The sequence below is a fragment of the Halomonas sp. DP1Y21-3 genome (assembly GCF_019801245.1).
Classification (GTDB): Bacteria; Pseudomonadota; Gammaproteobacteria; order Pseudomonadales; family Halomonadaceae; genus Halomonas; species Halomonas litopenaei.
Window position 1 is genome coordinate 139,780 of sequence record NZ_JAHVJM010000008.1, and the last position, 16,411, is coordinate 156,190.

Consider the following 16,411-nt stretch of genomic DNA (forward strand, 5'->3'; position numbering starts at 1 on the left):
GATACGCGCACTGAGGTAAATTGGGCTCGTTTTGGCGACGTCACAAAGGTATAAGGACGACAGGTGCTGTCGTGTTGTCGACGGCGCGGCATGGCGACTAAGGAACTTCCATGGCAAGAGCCCCCTTCGAACTGGCCGGCATTACCGTCAAGCCGGGCACGCGTGCCCAGATCGACGTGCCGGTGGCCAAACTTTACACCCATGCACCGCTGGATATCCCGGTGGAGGTCGTTCACGGACGCCAGCCCGGTCCCACCTTGCTGGTGTGCAGCGCCATCCACGGCGACGAGATAAACGGCGTCGAGATCGTCAGGCGTCTTTTGCGTTCGCGCCAGATCAACCGTCTGCGCGGCACCCTGATCGCGGTGCCGATCGTCAATATCTTCGGCTTCGTTCAGCACTCTCGCTATCTGCCGGATCGGCGCGATCTCAATCGCTGCTTTCCCGGCAGTGAATCAGGCTCGCTCGGGGGGCGTATCGCGGCGCTGTTTCGCGAGCAGATCGTCGACCACGCGACCCACATCATCGACCTTCATACCGGCGCCATCCACCGCACCAACCTGCCGCAGATCCGCGCCCAGCTGGGTGACGCCGGCGAGGAGACCCGGCGCATGGCCGACGCCTTCGGCGCCCCGGTGATTCTCAACGCCGAGCTGCGCGAAGGCAGCCTTCGCCACTACGCCCAGACTCGCGGTACGCCAGTGCTCACTTACGAGGCCGGCGAGGCGCTGCGCTTCGACGAGTGGGCGATCACCGCTGGTGTCCGAGGGGTGCTGCGGGTGATGCGCCGGCTCGACATGCTCACCGGCGAGCAACGCCGGCGCAAGCCGCCGGCAGCGGAGGTCGCCAATGGGTCGAGCTGGGCGCGTGCGCCCATCGACGGCATCCTGAGGCCCAAGGTGCGCCTGGGAGCCCGGGTCGCCAAGGGGCAGGTGCTGGGCAAGGTCGCCGATCCCTTCGGCGAGACCGAAGGCGAGATCCTGTCCATGGCCGACGGCATCGTCATCGGCATGAGCCGGCTGCCCCTGGCCAACGAAGGCGAGGCGCTGTTCCATATCGCCCGCTTCGACGCCATCGAAGAAGCCGAAAGTGCCATCGAGACCTTCCATTCGAGCCTGGAGCCGCCGCCCGATTCACTCTACTAGGCCTCAAGGCGTGAAGCGGTTCACCCAAGAGCCAAGGTTGCACATGCAGGTGAGCACTCGCTTATCTTAAGGCATGAGGGTGGCGGCAGAGGTAGCGGTAGGGCTAGCGAGACAGATGTCCAGAGGGCTTGATGAATATCGAGTCCCCAACCCCGGACCCAATAAAGAACGGCCGAGTAGATCGCTCGGCCGTTGTCTTTTTTGCAGGGCAGGTTTGCCCGTGCAGCGGAGTGTCGTGCAGCTGTTGTCAGGCGCTGGCGGGCTCCGGCACCAGGCCCAGGGCATCGTCGAACACCGCCAGGCCCGCGCCGTCGCGATGAGCGTTCTCCGACAGATGTCGACGGAAGCGGCGCCCGCCGGGGCAGCCCTGGAACAGGCCAAGCAGATGGCGGGTGATATGGTTGAGCTTGGCACCTTCTTCCAGGCGGCGCTGGATGTAAGGGCGTAGCGCCATGGCGGCGGCGTGGCGACTGTCAGCAGGCCCCGGCTCGCCGTAGATCGCCTGGTCCACCTGGGCCAGCAGCCAGGGATTCTGGTAGGCCTCGCGACCCACCATCACGCTGTCGACGTGATTAAGCTGCGTCTGGCACTCCTCGAGGCTCTTGATGCCGCCGTTGATGCCGATATGCAGATCGGGGCGACTGGCCTTCAAGCGATGCACCCGCGGATAATTCAGCGGCGGCACGTCGCGGTTTTCCTTGGGGGACAGCCCCTGCAGCCAGGCCTTGCGCGCGTGCACGATAAACACCTCGCAGCCGGCGTCGGCCACCTGGGTGATAAAGCGCTCGAGATCGGCGTCCTCGTCCTGATCGTCGATCCCGATACGGCACTTCACCGTCACCGGAATCGACACCGCCTCGCGCATCGTCGCCACCGCCAGCGCCACCTTGTCCGGATGACCCATCAGGCAGGCCCCGATCAGGTTGTTCTGGACCCTGTCGCTGGGGCAACCCACGTTGAGATTGACCTCGTCGTAGCCCCACTCCTCGGCGATCGCCGCGCACTCGGCGAGTTCTCCTGGATCGCTGCCACCTAACTGCAGCGCCAGCGGATGCTCCACCTCGTCGTAGCCGAGGAAGCGCTCGCGCGGACGCCCGTGAAGGATCGCACCAGTGGTCACCATCTCGGTGTACAAGAGCGTCCGGCGCGTCAGGGTGCGCGCGAATACGCGGTAGTCGCGTGTCGTCCAGTCCATCATGGGGGCCACGGAAAAGCGGCGGGCCTGGGCCAGGGGATCTCGGTCAGTCATCGGCATCAAGAGGTCGGGCAGGAGAGGGCGCGTAGTGTACCAGCCCCAAGGGGGCGTTTTCATTGTTGGTGTGGTGACTGTGCGGCGGGTACGAGTCGGAGCAGAGGTGCTTCGCAGTCTGCCCCTGGCCTTGCGTTCTACCGCCAAATTGGAGCAGCGAGGAAAACTTTGCAGATGGAGGACTGCTGGCGCTGGCCTTCCGGCGACGCGAGTATCGTGGTACCGACGAGGGATTGCGCCTTACCTCGGCGCGACGGGCCACCAGGCGAGAGGAGGCGATTTATGCTCAATGAGACCTTGAAAAGGCGATATGTCAGGGGAAGGTCAGCGGGGCCGCCTCTAATGCGCACGTATGCTTTCGTCACATCCATGCTCGCGCCTGTCTCACCGACAAGCGCAACTTCAGCGGTAGGATCCGTGCCACTGTTTCTTGCTGGTGCATTTTTGGCGCACGATACCGGGAAAGCCCGTGACTGTGGGCTTTACCTCCGACCGATCGTCGGCGCCACGGAAAAGCGGAGGGCCTGGGCCAGGGGATCTCGGTCAGTCATCGGCATCAAGAGGTCGGGCAGGAGAGGGCGCGTAGTGTACCAGCCCCAAGGGGGCGTTTAGGTCATTGGGATAAGGCCGTGGTACGCCGAGCAAAAATCTTGTCAAGGTGTTAACTATGGTTAACACTTGATGGTATGAATATGATCCGCGAGACGCAGTCCTATGCTGCCTGGTTCGCCAAGCTGCGAGATCCCAGGGCCAAGGCCAGGATACTGGCTCGGCTACGGCGCGTTGAACTGGGTAACGTCGGTGACTGTGAGGCTGTCGGTGAGGGAGTCTCGGAACTGAGGATCCATTACGGGCCTGGTTACCGAGTGTATTTCGTCCAGAAGGGGCACGAACTGATCATTTTGCTGGCAGGCGGCGACAAGTCCAGCCAGGCCAGAGATATCGAACTCGCCAAGCGATTGGCGAGGGAGTTGACGGAGGCACCATGAGCACACTTCAGAAATGGGATGTCGTTGACCATCTGCAGACGGAAGAAGACATGGCCTTGTATCTTGAGGCCTGCCTTGAAGAAGGTGATCCCGCTCTCGTCGTGGCGGCGCTTGGCGATATCGCTCGAGCGCGAGGCATGACGCAACTGGCGCGCGATACCGGCCTGACCCGCGAAGGGCTTTACAAGGCGCTTTCGGCCGATGGGAACCCAAGTTTTGCGACAGTCATGAAGGTCATGAATGCCCTTGGCTTCACGCTGCGAGCCGACGCTCCCTGACGCTTTCTGCGATTCAGACAAGCTATCGTCTTTTCCAAGCGCTTCCCCCCGGTGCTTGTGCTGCGGCTTTCAGGGCCTGAGGGCTGGAGAATTCAGCGCCCAGGCCGTCTGGTTTCATTGGTTGGCTCGGTTAGTGCCTACCACCGGTCGTAGACGCTTCTCTGCCCCATGTATTGCCTTTGCACAGCCCCGTGCTTCGCCCTTGCTTCGCTCCTTGTTTCATTGCTCCGGGCGGCACCGGGTTCAAGCACTTTTCGTTCTTACTGCTCCAGCGCCTCCAGTATCCGCCAGGCGGCTTCGACGCGCTCGCCGTTGGGGTAGCGCTTGTTGGCGAGGATGACGATGCCCAGTTCATGCGCCGGCATAAAGGCGGCGTAGGCGCCGAAGCCGCCGGTGGAGCCGGTCTTGTGGTACCAGCGCTGGGGCTGTGGCTCGCCTGACGGCTCGAGCATGGTGACAGGCTGGGGCTCCAGCGCCATCTCTGCGGTGGTGCCGTTTTGCAGCGTATCGAGGGTCGTCGGCAGGGCGTAGCTTTCCCAGGCGAGTCCCTGCTGCATCTCGCCGACGGTGGCGTAGCCCTGGTGGGTGGCCAGCAGGGCTTGTGCCATGCGCTGGTCGTCCTGGCTGCCTTGATAGGCGTCGATATTGGCCTGAACGAAGCGTGCCAGGTCCCGTGCCGTGGTCTTGATGCCGTAGGCCTGGGTGTCCAGCGGGCCCGGATTGACGCGCACGGGCTGGTCATCGCCGTTGTAGCCCTGGGCGTAGTGGCGGGCCTGGTCGTCGGGCACCGTAAGCCAGGTGGCATCGAGGCCAAGTGTGGGCAGCACGCTGTCCTGAATCAGCTCAGCGAAGCTTGAGCCTTCGCTCTGGGCCGCGAGCAGGCCGAACAGGCCGATGCTGGGGTTCGAGTACAGGCGCTTGGTGCCGGCGGCAAAGTCCGGCTGCCAGTTCACGAAGTAGTCGTGGAGGGTGGCGTCTTCGACGCCCGCGGGAAACTGCAGCGGGAAGCCGCCGGCGGTGTAGGTGGCAAGCTCTACCATGCTGACCTCGCCTACTGGACGACCCTCGAAGTCGGGCTCGATGCTGGCCGCACTGTCGCTCAGGGAGAAGGCTCCGCCTTGCTGCACCCAGGCGCCCAGCGCCGCGGTGAAGGTCTTGCTGACCGAGCCGATCTCGAACAGGGTGTCGTCGTTCACGGCGGCGCCGGTCGAGGACTCCCGGCTGGCGACGCCGTAGTGGCTCAGGCAGATGTTGCCGTGGTCGATCAGTGCCACCGACACCCCCGGGATGCCGTGGTGATCCATCAGTGCCTCGATCTGCTGGTCCATGGTCGGGTTTTCGCAGGATCGGCTACTCTGCTGCTCGACGGTAGTCCGGTCGGCGTCTTTAGGCGCGGAGGCCGCCTGGGCGGAGGTGGTCCCCACGGCGAAGACGAGGGGCAGAAGATGAACGGGGCGAACGGGCATGAGCGGTGATTCCGTCGTGTGGGGGTGTTGCCCGGGGCCGTGGGGCCACGGGGCAGGCGGACAGGCACAGGACGGCGCGCCTTGAAGGCTCACGGAGTCTGCTGTGCCGGCACAATCATCGCCTGAACCCGGCGGCGAGTCACCCGTGGGATGAGGTTCGATCGTGCGGCTCTCACCTCATTTCGTCTCGCTCTACCTCTACGGTCGCCACATTCACCGATCGCCACCTTCACCCTGGTAGCGCCTGCTGTATCGCCTCAGGCCAGGACCTTGAGGCCTCGTTGCACGGCGGGACGCTCGAGAAACGCCTGGAGGGTGCGGTCGACGTGGGGGAAGTTGGCAAACTCGACCAGATCCCCGGCGTCGTAGCGGTAGACCAGGTTGCGTATCCAGGGAAGGATGGCGATATCCACCACCGAGTAGTCCTCGCCCATGATCCACTCGCGCTGTTCCAGGCGCTTGTCCAGCACCCCAAGCAGGCGTTTGGCCTCGTCCACGTAGCGCTGAAGAGGGCGCTTGTCCTCGAATTCCTTGCCGGCGAAGAAGTGGAAGTAGCCGATCTGGCCAAACATCGGGCCCACGCCGCCGACCTGGAACATCAGCCATTGCAGGGCCTGGTAGTAGGCCTGGGGCGTCTGGGGCACCAGCTGGCCGGTCTTGTCGGCCAGGTACAGCAGAATCGTGCCTGACTCGAACAGTCCGATCGGCTGGCCTTCAGGGCCGTCGGGGTCGAGGATCGCGGGAATCTTGTTGTTGGGGCTGAGCGAGAGAAACTCCGGAGAGTGCTGGTCCCTGGTATCGAAGTTGACCCGGTGCGCTTCGTAGTCCAGCCCGACTTCCTCCAGCATGATCGAGACCTTGACCCCGTTGGGGGTCGGCAGCGAATAGAGCTGCAGGCGCTCGGGGTGTGTCGCCGGCCACTTGGCAGTGATGGGGAAGCGGGAAAGGTCGGTCATGGGGACATTCCTTGTGGTGAAGAACGAAGGGAGCGTGACGCTGACATCTGGTGGCTGGAAGTACGAACTGACGGTGCGAGCAAGGAGCGATCGAGACAGGCGTCGCCCTTGACCTGAACCGGGGAAAGCCGTCAGCCAACGTCTGGAGGGTAGCACCCGACGACGGATTCGAGCGTCGCCAGGCGCAGAAAGGCGCAGCTCTGGTGCATTTGGCGCTGCTGCCAAAGCGGGTTCGGGCGCCTATCAGCGGGTTCGGGCGCCAATTGTCGGGTTGGGGCGCCTATTAGCAGGTTCGGGCGCCTATCAGCGGGGTCTGCCCAGGGCTGACTCAGGTCCTGGGTCTTGTACAAAAAGCCACCGAGCGCAGGCACTTTTCCTACAAGTCTTACTCAGGGCGGTTGGGCCAGACGCTCTCCAGGGTGGCAAGCGCGGCCTGCAGCGGCGGCTCGCGGGTGCGTTCCTTCTTCCATACAAAGCACAGGGCGCAGTCCAGCGTCACCCCCTCGACGATGGTCAGGCCGCTGCGCTGGCGCTCGGTCAAGGCCAGCGAGTCCCGGGCCAGGCTCAACCCCACCCCGGCGCGTACCAGGTCGAGCATGCAGGCCTCCTGGTCGACCTGGGCGACCCGCCGGGGCGTCTCGCCGCTGTCCTGCATGGCGCGCTTGAGCAGGCGATGGTGGACCGAGTCGGGGGGCGTGACGATCCAGGGCAGGGTGGCCAGCGTCGACCAGCGGGTGTCCTCGACCCGCGATTCCCAGCCGGAGGGCGCCACCACGTAGTAGCGAAAGTGGGTCAGCTCGACAAACGCAAGTTCGCCGGCGCCGTCGGCGTGGGTGCTGCCTGTTCCGGGGGGCGCCAGATAGAAACCTGCATCCAGCTCGCCGCGCTCCACTCGCGACAGGGCGTAGCCGCTCATGCCGTGGTGCAGCTCGGTCTCGAGTTCCGGGGCGCGCTCGACCAGCACCTTGAGAAAGCTGCCCAGACGGATGAACTCGGGGTCGATGATGGTGCCAATCCTCAACAGCCCACGCACCGTCGAGTGCAGCGAGCGGGCCATCAGATCGAACACCCGGGCGCTCTCCAGGGCCTTTTCGGCGGTGGGCAGCAGTGCCTGACCGTGGGCCGTCAGCTCCAGTCCCTGGGGGCGGCGGTGGAACAGCGTCAGTCCTAGCGTTGCCTGCAGCTGCTTCAACTTTAGGCTAACCGCCGGCTGGGTGAGATGCAGCGCCTCGGCGGCGCGGGAGACGCTGCCGAGGTGCGCCACCGTGACGAATGCTCGCAGCGTGGGGTAGTCCTGCATGGCGCCTTCCTTCAACAGAGTGCGTTATTTGAGAACTTTATATCTGGGTTTCAAATAACTCAATTGCTCAGATCACCTGCAGAGATAGGCTGTACAGCGACAAGACGAGCAGGCTGGGCACCTTTCCTCATACGGCCACGCTCGAATGACTTAAACAACACTTATAAAGGAGCACCCCATGACCTCGACGATTCCTCACTTCATCGGCGGCCAGATCGACGAAAGCGCCTCCCTGGGTCATCAGGACGTCTACAACCCGGCGACCGGCCAGGTCAGTGGCCGCGTGGCGCTGGCCTCCGCCAGCGAGATCGACAAGGCGGTAGAGGTGGCCAAGGCGGCCTTCCCGAGCTGGGCCGACACCCCGCCCATCCGCCGCGCCCGGGTGATGTTCCGCTTTCTCGAATTGCTCAACGCCAACAAGGATGCCCTGGCCGAGGCGATCACCCGTGAGCATGGCAAGGTCTTCACCGACGCCCAGGGCGAGGTGGCACGGGGTATCGATATCGTCGAGTTTGCCTGCGGTATCCCGCAGCTGCTCAAGGGCGATTTCACCGACCAGGTCAGCACCGGCATCGACAACTGGACCCTGCGTCAGCCGCTTGGTGTGGTCGCCGGCATCACCCCGTTCAACTTCCCGGCCATGGTGCCGATGTGGATGTTCCCGGTCGCCATCGCCGCCGGCAACAGCTTCATCCTCAAGCCCAGCCCCACCGATCCCAGCGCCTCGCTGATGATGGCGGACCTGCTCAAGCAGGCCGGGCTGCCCGACGGCGTGTTCAACGTGGTCCAGGGTGGCAAGGAAACGGTGGACGCGCTGATCGACCACCCCGACGTCAAGGCGCTGTCCTTCGTCGGCTCCACCCCCATCGCCAACCTGATCTACCAGCGTGGCGCGGCGCTGGGCAAGCGTGTGCAAGCCCTCGGCGGTGCCAAGAACCACATGGTGGTGATGCCCGACGCCGACCTCGACAAGGCGGTGGACGCGCTGATCGGTGCCGCCTACGGCTCCGCCGGCGAGCGTTGCATGGCCATCAGTGTGGCGGTGCTGGTCGGCGACGTGGCCGATGACGTGGTGGCCCGGATCGCCGAGCGCGCACGCAACCTCAAGGTCAAGGACGGCATGCAGCTGGACGCCGAGATGGGGCCGATCGTCACCGCCCAGGCCCATCAGCGTATTACCGGCTACATCGACAAGGGCGTCGAGGAGGGGGCCGAACTGGTGGTCGATGGCCGTGGCTTCGACAGCAGCAATACCGGCGAAGGCTGCAGCGAGGGCTTCTGGATGGGCGGCACCCTGTTCGATCACGTCACCCCGGAGATGACGATCTACCGCGAGGAGATCTTCGGCCCGGTGCTGGCCTGCGTGCGCGTGCCGGATGTGGCCACCGCCATCGAGCTGATCAATGACCACGAGTTCGGCAACGGTGTCAGCTGCTTCACTGAGAGCGGCAAGGTGGCCCGCGAGTTCGGCCGTCGCATCCAGGTGGGCATGGTCGGCATCAACGTGCCGATTCCGGTGCCCATGGCGTGGCATGGCTTCGGTGGCTGGAAGCGCTCGCTGTTCGGCGACATGCACGCCTACGGCGAAGAGGGCGTGCGCTTCTACACCAAGCAGAAGTCGATCATGCAGCGCTGGTCCGACTCCATCGAGGCGGGCGCGGAGTTCGTGATGCCGACCGCCAAATAACGCCCTGAATCGAGGGATCTGCGATGACAACCGCACAACAATACGACAGCGAGTTTGACTACATCGTGGTCGGAGCAGGCACCGCCGGGTGCCTGCTGGCCAATCGCTTGAGCGCCGACCCCAACAACCGGGTGCTGCTGATCGAAGCCGGTGGTCGCGACAACTACCACTGGATCCACGTGCCGGTGGGCTACCTGTACTGCATCGACAACCCGCGCACCGACTGGCGCTTTCGCACCGATCCGGACGCGGGCCTCAACGGGCGCTCGCTGCTTTACCCGCGTGGCAAGACCCTCGGCGGCTGCTCGAGCATCAACGGCATGATCTACATGCGCGGCCAGGCCCGGGACTACAACCACTGGGCCGAGGTCACCGGTGACGACCAGTGGCGCTGGGAGCACTGCCTGCCGGCCTTCATCCAGCACGAGGATCACTATCGTCTGGACGAGGGCGGCGACGCCGACGCCGCCCACCGGGACTTTCACGGTCACGGCGGCGAGTGGCGCATCGAGAAGCAGCGGCTCAAGTGGGAGGTGCTGGACGACTTCGCCGAGGCGGCGGTCCAGGCGGGTATTCCACGGACCAAGGACTTCAACCGTGGCAGCAACGAGGGCGTCGACTACTTCGAGGTCAACCAGCGCTCCGGCTGGCGCTGGAACACCGCCAAGGCGTTCCTGCGCCCGGCGCTCAAGCGGCCGAACCTGACGCTGTGGCACTCGACCCAGGTCAATCGGCTGATCGTCGCCGGCGGCGAGCCCGACGGCGAGAAGCGCTGTGAAGGGGTCGAGGTCAAGCGCGAGGGCACCACCCAGCTGGCCAGGGCGCGCCGTGAGGTGGTGCTGTCCGCCGGCGCCATCGGCTCACCCCAGATCCTGCAGCTCTCCGGCATCGGACCTGGTGAGCTGCTCAAGCAGCACGGCATCGACGTCGTCCACGAACTGCCGGGGGTCGGTGAGAACCTGCAGGACCATCTGCAGATACGCTCGGTGTACAAGGTCAAGGGCGCCAAGACCCTCAACACCATGGCCAGCACCCTGTGGGGCAAGGCCGGCATCGGTCTGGAATACGTGTTCAAGCGCACAGGCCCGATGAGCATGGCGCCGTCTCAGCTCGGTATCTTCACCCGCAGCAGCGACGAGCATGAGCACCCCAACATCCAGTACCACGTCCAGCCCCTGAGTCTGGAGGCCTTCGGCCAGCCGCTGCATCCCTATCCGGCGGTCACCGCCAGCGTCTGCAACCTGAATCCGACCAGTCGCGGCAGCGTCAGGATTCAGAGCGCCGATCCGGCCCAGGCGCCGTCCATCGCCCCCAACTACCTGAGCACCGACGAGGACCGGCGGGTGGCGGCGGACTCGCTGCGCGTCACCCGCAGGATCGCCGAGCAGAAGGCGTTCGCCAGGTACGAACCGGAGGAGGTCAAGCCCGGCGTCCAGTACCAGACCGATGAAGAGCTGTGGCGACTGGCCGGTGACATCGGCACCACCATCTTCCACCCGGTCGGAACCACCCGGATGGGGCAGGCCGACGATCCCATGGCGGTGGTCGACTCACGCCTGCGGGTGAGGGGAATCCAGGGACTGCGGGTGGCGGACGCCGGCGTCATGCCGACCATCACCAGTGGCAATACCAACTCGCCGACCTTGATGATCGCCGAGCGAGCGGCGGGCTGGATGCTCGAGGCCGCCGGCTGAGCGCCGGCGTCCTGCGCAGCAAGCGTCACAACAACAAACGATAAAGGTATCCCTGATGAACGCGCCAGAGTCCCATTCCGATCGGCTCGACCTGCGGGTCTTCGTGCCCGCCGTGCTGGTCATCGCAGGCCTGATCCTGCCCATCATCGTGTTCCCGGAGTCGGGGGCCGCACTGGTCAATGCGGCCTTTGCCTTTGCCACCGGGCGATTCGGCTGGCTGTATCTGCTCGCCGGCATCGCCGTGGTGGTCTTTCTGGTGGGTCTGGCCATCAGTCGCTACGGCAACGTGCGGCTCGGCGGCCCCGATGACAAGCCGGAGTTTTCCTACTTCAGCTGGGTGGCGATGATCTTTGCCGGTGGTATCGGCATCGCCATCGTCAACTGGGCCTGGGTCGAACCCATCTACTATTTCACCGGGCCTCCCTTCGGCGTCGAGCCGAGCTCACAGGAAGCAGCCGAGTGGGCCTTGACCTACGGTCAGTTCCACTGGGGCTTCACGCCCTGGGCCTTCTATTGCCTGCCGGCTATCCCGATCGCCTACTCCATGTTCGTCCATAACCGCCCGGGCGTCAGGCTGTCCGTGGCCGCCCGCGGGGTGATGGGGCGTCATGCCGACGGCTGGTGGGGCGCGCTTCTCGATGCGGTGGTGGTCTTCGGCATCGTCGGTGGCGTCGGTACCTCGCTGGGGCTGGCGGTGCCGCTGGTATCGCAGCTGCTGAGCGGTCTGCTCGGGGTGTCACCGTCGTTCATGCTGGATATCGCGGTGCTGCTGATCTGGACCGCCATCTTCTCCGCCAGTGTGTGGTTCGGCCTGGCCAAGGGCATCAAGATCCTGTCGGACATCAACGTGCTGCTGGCGGGGGTACTGCTGGTGTTCACCCTGGTGGTGGGCGACACCCTGTTCATGGTGGAGGGCTGGGTCAACAGCCTCGGCAAGATGGTCTCCAACTTCGTGCCCATGAGCATGTGGACCGACCCGGTGGGGGACTCCAGCTTCTGGCGCGACTGGACGGTGTTCTACTGGGCCTGGTGGATCGCTTACGCCCCGATGATGGGCCTGTTCGTCGCCCGCATCTCGCGCGGTCGCACCATCCGTGAGCTGATCATCGCCGAAATGGTGTTCGGTTCCTTGGGCTGCTGGGTGTTCTTCGCGGTGTGGGGCGGCTATGCGCTGGACCTGCAGATCTCCGGCACCCTGGACGTGGCGGCCATTCTTTCGGCCGAAGGCATCCCCGCTGCGGTCGAGGCGATCCTCGGCACCCTGCCGATGTCCGGTGTGATTACCACCCTGTTCGTGCTGCTGTGCTTCATCTTCCTGGCGACGACCCTGGACAGCTCCGCCTACGTGCTGGCGTCGGTGACCTCGCGCAAGTTGTCTGGCTATCAGGAACCGCAGCGCAAGATCCGCCTGATCTGGGCGTTTCTGATCGCCGGCGTCGGGGTAGCGTTGATCCAGCTTGGCGGGCTCAAGCCGGTGCAGACCTCCACCATCGTGGTGGCGCTGCCGATGATTCCCGTGCTGGCGATCCTGGCATGGTCACTGGTGCGCTGGCTGCGCCAGGACTTCGCCAAGAAGGTCCTTGAACCCCACCTGGTTATCGAAGACGGAAAACACTGATTCACCGGGGAGGCTTCGGCCTCCTCACGTTGCCGCGCTGGCTGCGCCAGGACTTCGCCAAGAAGGTCCTTGAACCCCACCTGGTTATCGAAGACGGCAAACACTGACGTCACCGAGGAGGCTTCGGCCTCCTCACGTTGCCACCCTTGCTCTACAGGAAGACCCCGATGTCACCGAATCCTCATTCCCAACTGCCGCTCAAGGACGTCAAGGTCATCGACTTCGGTCAGTACATGGCCGGCCCTGCGGTGGCGATGATCCTCGCCGACCTGGGCGCCACGGTCATTCACGTGGACCCGCCCACGGGGCCCATGTGGGAGTCACCGGCCAACGCCACCTTGCAGCGCAACAAGCTGATCGTGACGATCGACCTCAAGACCGAAGAGGGCCTCGAGCAGGCGCTGGCGCTGATCGAGGAGGCCGATATCGTGATTGAAAGCTTCCGGCCCGGTGTCATGCAGCGCCTGGGCATCGACTTCAGCGCGCTGCGCGAAGAGCGTCCGGAGCTGATCACCCTGTCGATGCCGGGCTTTGCCTCCAACGACGAGCTGCGCCGTGACTGGCGGGCCTTCGAGAGCGTCATCGCCGCCCACTCGGGGGTGTTTACCGACATGGGGCTCAACCGGGTGCTGATGGGCATCAATCCGTCCTTCTCGCCGCTGCCGCTGGGCTCGGCCTACGGCACCATGCTGGCGGCCACCGCCGTCACCCTGGCGCTGCAGGCGCGTGAGCGCACCGGCCTCGGCGATGAGATCGAAGTGCCCATCGCCTGCGCCCTGATGGAAGGCCTCTGCTACAACTCGATCAAGATCGAGGGCCTGCCGGAGCGCTACAAGACCCAGCGCGAAAAGGAGATCGAGCGACGCCGCATCGAAGGCGCGCCGATGAACCTGGACTACGACGAACTGCAGGAGCTGCTCGACCCCTTCTATCGCAGCTACAAGTGCAAGGACGGGCGCATGTTCTACGTGGTCTGCCCGAGTCACAAGGAGCACGCCAAGCGTTGCCTCAAGGTGCTCGGTCTCTATGACGAGCTGGTGGAGGAAGGGCTGGTGGAAGAGCCCGACACCTATGCGCCCACCAGCCAGTGGCAGAGTGACGTGTCGCTTGGCGTCTACCCGCTGCCCAAGCGTTGGGCGGATCATATCGCCGCGCGCATGAAGGAGGTGTTCCTGACCCGCACCTCCAAGGAGTGGGAGAAGATCTTCGGCCGTGGCAAGTTCCCCGGCGCGCCGCAGCGCTGGCTGCAGGAGTGGATCCACGACGACCACGCCGAGACCGCCGGGCTGATGATCGAAGTGGACGATCCCGAATTCGGCCTGATGACCCAGCCCGGCCCGATGGTCTGGCTGCACGACAGCGGCCACGAGATGCTCACCCCGACGCCGCGCCGCTGGGTGTCGTTCGACCAGGCGCTGGCAGTGCTGCATCGCATCGAGACCAAGCTGCCCCGGGTTCGCGCGCGCAACGCCAAGGACGGTTGGCTCGAAGGCGTCAAGGTGCTGGATCTGTGCAACGTCATCGCCGGTCCCCACTCGGTGGCCTTTTTGGCACGCTTCGGCGCCGACATCATCAAGGTGGACCCCGCCAAGCCGTTCTACGACTGCTGGAACACGGTCATCTTCGGCCTGTCGCATATGCGCTCCAAGCGCTCCTTGCTGACCGATATCCAGGTGCCTCGGGGGCGTGAAATCCTCGACGAGCTGATCCGCCAGAGCGACGTGGTGGTGTGGAATGCCACCGACAGGCAGGTGGAGCGGATGGGGCTGACCGAGGCGGAAATGCAGCGCATCAATCCCGAGGCGATCTTCTGCCAGCTCGACTGCTTCAGCGGGGTCAAGCCGGGCCCTCGGACCAACTACCTGGGCTACGACGACCTGGTGCAGGCCACCACCGGCATCATGCTGCGCTTCGGGGGCAGCATGGACACGCCAGAAGAGCACGCCCACGTCGGCACCATCGACGTGATGTGCGGCTTCGGTGCCTCTCTTGGTGTCGCCACCGCCCTGTACCAGAAGCTGCGTACCCGCCGGGTCAGCCGGGTCAAGACCTCGCTGTCGGCGCTCAGTGGCCTGGCCCAGATGCCGTTCTGCTACGACTACGAGCGGCGCGGTCTGTTCGACGAGCCCTCGGGCCGTGAACTCAACGGCTACGACGATCTGTCACGCTTCTATTTCACCGCCGACGGGGTGGTGCTGATCAGCGCCTACGAGCGGGACCTGCACAAGTTCGCCCAGGTGCCGGGGATCGAAGGGGTGGTCGATGTTCCGCCGGAGGAGCGGGCGGCCTATCTGGCACCTCGCTTTATCAATGCGGTGGCCACCGACTGGGTGGAACGGCTGCAGAAGGCGGGCATCGCCGCGGCGGTGTGCGAGAACATCGAGGCCCTGCGCTCCTACAACTCGCGGCGCTGGGACAACACCCCGGGCATCGATCGTGGCAGCTACTCCTTCACCGTCTACGACGAGCACCCCAGCGGTCACGTCATTACGCAGCTCGATCCGTACGCCATCCGTCCCAAGCGAGGTCGCATCTATCCGCTGGCGCCGTCGGAGAAGTACGGCAGCTCGAGCCGTCAGGTGCTCGAAGAGCTGGGACACAGCCCTGAGGAGATCGATCGGTTGATCGCCGAAGGCGTCGTGTCGGAGAGTTGGAGCGAGGAGTATCTGCCGACCTAGGGGTGCTCTGCGCAGGGTTTGGCGCTGAGCCGACCAGGCGGGGAGTGCGCCTCCCCGCCTGGTCGTTTTCGTTGTGAAGGGCCACTCCCGCTGCGCTGGGCCATAGCCGCTGCGACGGGCGTCGCCAGCGCAGCGGCTGGTAGAACGCCAGGGCGTCAGGTGAGCTGGCGTACCGCGGTCTCGACGCCACGCAGTTCGGCCAGACCGCGCAGCCTGCCGTACAGCGGATAGCCCGGGGCGGTGGCGCGGTGCTGATCGTCGAGAATGTGGTGGCCGTGGTCGGGGCGTAGCGGTAAGCGTCGGCCGCCTTCGCGCTCGCGACGGCGTTCCTCGGCGACCAGCGCGCTGATGACCGCGACCATGTCGACATCACCGTCCAGGTGAGGCGCCTCGTGGAAGGAGCGAGAGTCGGGGGACTCGCGCCGGGTCGAGCGCAGATGCACGAAGTGGATGCTGGGACCAAAGCGCTGAACCATGGCGGCCAGGTCATTGGCGGCGAGCACGCCGTAGGACCCGGTGCACAGCGTCAGGCCATTGGCGGGGCTGTCGACGGCCGCAAGGATCCACTCGGCGTCCGCCGCCGTCGAGACCACCCGGGGCAGGCCGAGCAGCGGCCGGGGCGGGTCATCGGGGTGGATCGCCATCTTGATGCCGAGTTCTTCGGCGACCGGGATGACCGCTTTCAGAAAGTAGCCGAGGTGCTCGCGCAGCCGCGCGGCGTCGATCTCGGCGTATCCGGCCAGTACCTCGCGAAAGCGCTCCAGGGTGTAGTGCTCTTCGGCGCCGGGCAGGCCGGCGATCAGGGTGTCGACCAGTGACTGGCGGGCTTCGGCGTCCAGGCTATCGAGGTAGCTCCTGGCTTCGGTCTTCTCGTCGTCGCTGTACTCGTTCTCGGCGCCTGGTCTGGCGAGCAGGTACAGGTCGAAGGCGGCGAAGGCTGTCTGGTCAAAGCGCAGCGCAAGGGCGCCGTCCGGCATCGCCCAGCGCAGGTCGGTGCGGGTCCAGTCGAGCACCGGCATGAAGTTGTAGCACACGGTATCGATGCCGCAGGCCGCCAGGTTGCGCAGGGTGTCGCAGTAGCGGGTGATCAGGGCGTTGCGCTCCGGCAGTCCTTTCTTGATCGCCTCGTGCACCGGCACGCTTTCCACCACCGACCATTCGAGGCCAGCGTCCTCGATCATCTGCTTGCGCTCGGCGATGGCCTGCCGGGACCAGACCTCATCGTTGGGCACCTCGTGCAGCGCGGTGACGATGCCGGTCGCGCCGGTCTGGCGAATCTCCTCGAGTCGGATCGGGTCCTTGGGGCCGAACCAGCGCCAGGTGTGTTGCATGGAAATCTCCTTTTCTCGGG

12 protein-coding genes are annotated in these 16,411 nt (G+C 65.0%); 7 read left to right on the forward strand and 5 right to left on the reverse strand.

Features of this window, described 5'->3' with window-relative positions:
* The first annotated feature begins 110 nt into the window (after positions 1-110).
* Positions 111-1,145, forward strand: a complete 1,035-nt coding sequence (locus KUV74_RS20040) for a succinylglutamate desuccinylase/aspartoacylase family protein (protein ID WP_045992886.1) — start codon at positions 111-113, stop codon at positions 1,143-1,145.
* Positions 1,146-1,392: 247 nt separating this feature from the next.
* Here KUV74_RS20040 and dusA read toward each other — a convergent pair whose 3' ends face one another.
* A complete protein-coding gene (gene dusA, locus KUV74_RS20045; RefSeq protein ID WP_409996595.1) occupies positions 1,393-2,400 on the reverse strand; it encodes a tRNA dihydrouridine(20/20a) synthase DusA in 1,008 nt (335 codons plus the stop codon).
* A 680-nt stretch (positions 2,401-3,080) separates the two neighbouring features.
* Between dusA and KUV74_RS20050 the strand changes: the two genes are divergently transcribed.
* The gene (locus tag KUV74_RS20050) at positions 3,081-3,383 is read left to right on the forward strand and encodes a type II toxin-antitoxin system RelE/ParE family toxin (protein WP_045991841.1); all 303 of its coding nucleotides are present in this window, start codon (positions 3,081-3,083) and stop codon (positions 3,381-3,383) included.
* Positions 3,380-3,661 carry an addiction module antidote protein gene (locus KUV74_RS20055; protein ID WP_045991840.1) on the forward strand — a complete coding sequence of 94 codons (282 nt, stop codon included), beginning with the start codon at positions 3,380-3,382 and terminating at the stop codon, positions 3,659-3,661. The genes KUV74_RS20050 and KUV74_RS20055 overlap by 4 nt, the downstream gene beginning before the upstream one ends.
* A 260-nt stretch (positions 3,662-3,921) precedes the next feature.
* On the opposite strand, the gene ampC is transcribed toward KUV74_RS20055, so the two are convergent.
* The 3 genes from ampC to KUV74_RS20070 form a co-directional block, all read right to left on the reverse strand.
* Positions 3,922-5,127, reverse strand: coding sequence for a class C beta-lactamase (gene ampC / locus KUV74_RS20060; RefSeq protein ID WP_222517187.1), 1,206 nt, complete (start codon positions 5,125-5,127; stop codon positions 3,922-3,924).
* Positions 5,128-5,384: 257 nt separating this feature from the next.
* Positions 5,385-6,083 (reverse strand): glutathione binding-like protein, encoded by a 699-nt coding sequence (locus tag KUV74_RS20065; RefSeq protein WP_222517188.1) that lies wholly within the window; start codon positions 6,081-6,083, stop codon positions 5,385-5,387.
* 385 nt (positions 6,084-6,468) lie between these two features.
* The gene (locus KUV74_RS20070; RefSeq protein ID WP_222517189.1) at positions 6,469-7,383 is read right to left on the reverse strand and encodes a LysR family transcriptional regulator; all 915 of its coding nucleotides are present in this window, start codon (positions 7,381-7,383) and stop codon (positions 6,469-6,471) included.
* 178 nt (positions 7,384-7,561) lie between these two features.
* Between KUV74_RS20070 and KUV74_RS20075 the strand changes: the two genes are divergently transcribed.
* From KUV74_RS20075 to KUV74_RS20090, 4 genes are all read left to right on the forward strand, one after another.
* Positions 7,562-9,070, forward strand: a complete 1,509-nt coding sequence (locus KUV74_RS20075; protein ID WP_222517190.1) for a CoA-acylating methylmalonate-semialdehyde dehydrogenase — start codon at positions 7,562-7,564, stop codon at positions 9,068-9,070.
* Between the two features lie 23 nt (positions 9,071-9,093).
* Positions 9,094-10,764: a GMC family oxidoreductase gene (locus KUV74_RS20080; protein WP_222517191.1), complete on the forward strand. Its 1,671-nt coding sequence runs from the start codon at positions 9,094-9,096 to the stop codon at positions 10,762-10,764.
* 55 nt (positions 10,765-10,819) lie between these two features.
* Positions 10,820-12,382 carry a BCCT family transporter gene (locus tag KUV74_RS20085; protein ID WP_045991835.1) on the forward strand — a complete coding sequence of 521 codons (1,563 nt, stop codon included), beginning with the start codon at positions 10,820-10,822 and terminating at the stop codon, positions 12,380-12,382.
* Positions 12,383-12,549: 167 nt separating this feature from the next.
* The gene (locus tag KUV74_RS20090; protein ID WP_222517192.1) at positions 12,550-15,060 is read left to right on the forward strand and encodes a CoA transferase; all 2,511 of its coding nucleotides are present in this window, start codon (positions 12,550-12,552) and stop codon (positions 15,058-15,060) included.
* A 155-nt stretch (positions 15,061-15,215) separates the two neighbouring features.
* Here the strand turns inward: KUV74_RS20090 and uxuA are convergent, their stop codons facing one another.
* Complete coding sequence (uxuA, locus tag KUV74_RS20095) at positions 15,216-16,391, reverse strand: mannonate dehydratase (protein ID WP_222517193.1); 1,176 nt, start codon at positions 16,389-16,391, stop codon at positions 15,216-15,218.
* Positions 16,392-16,411: the final 20 nt, after the last annotated feature.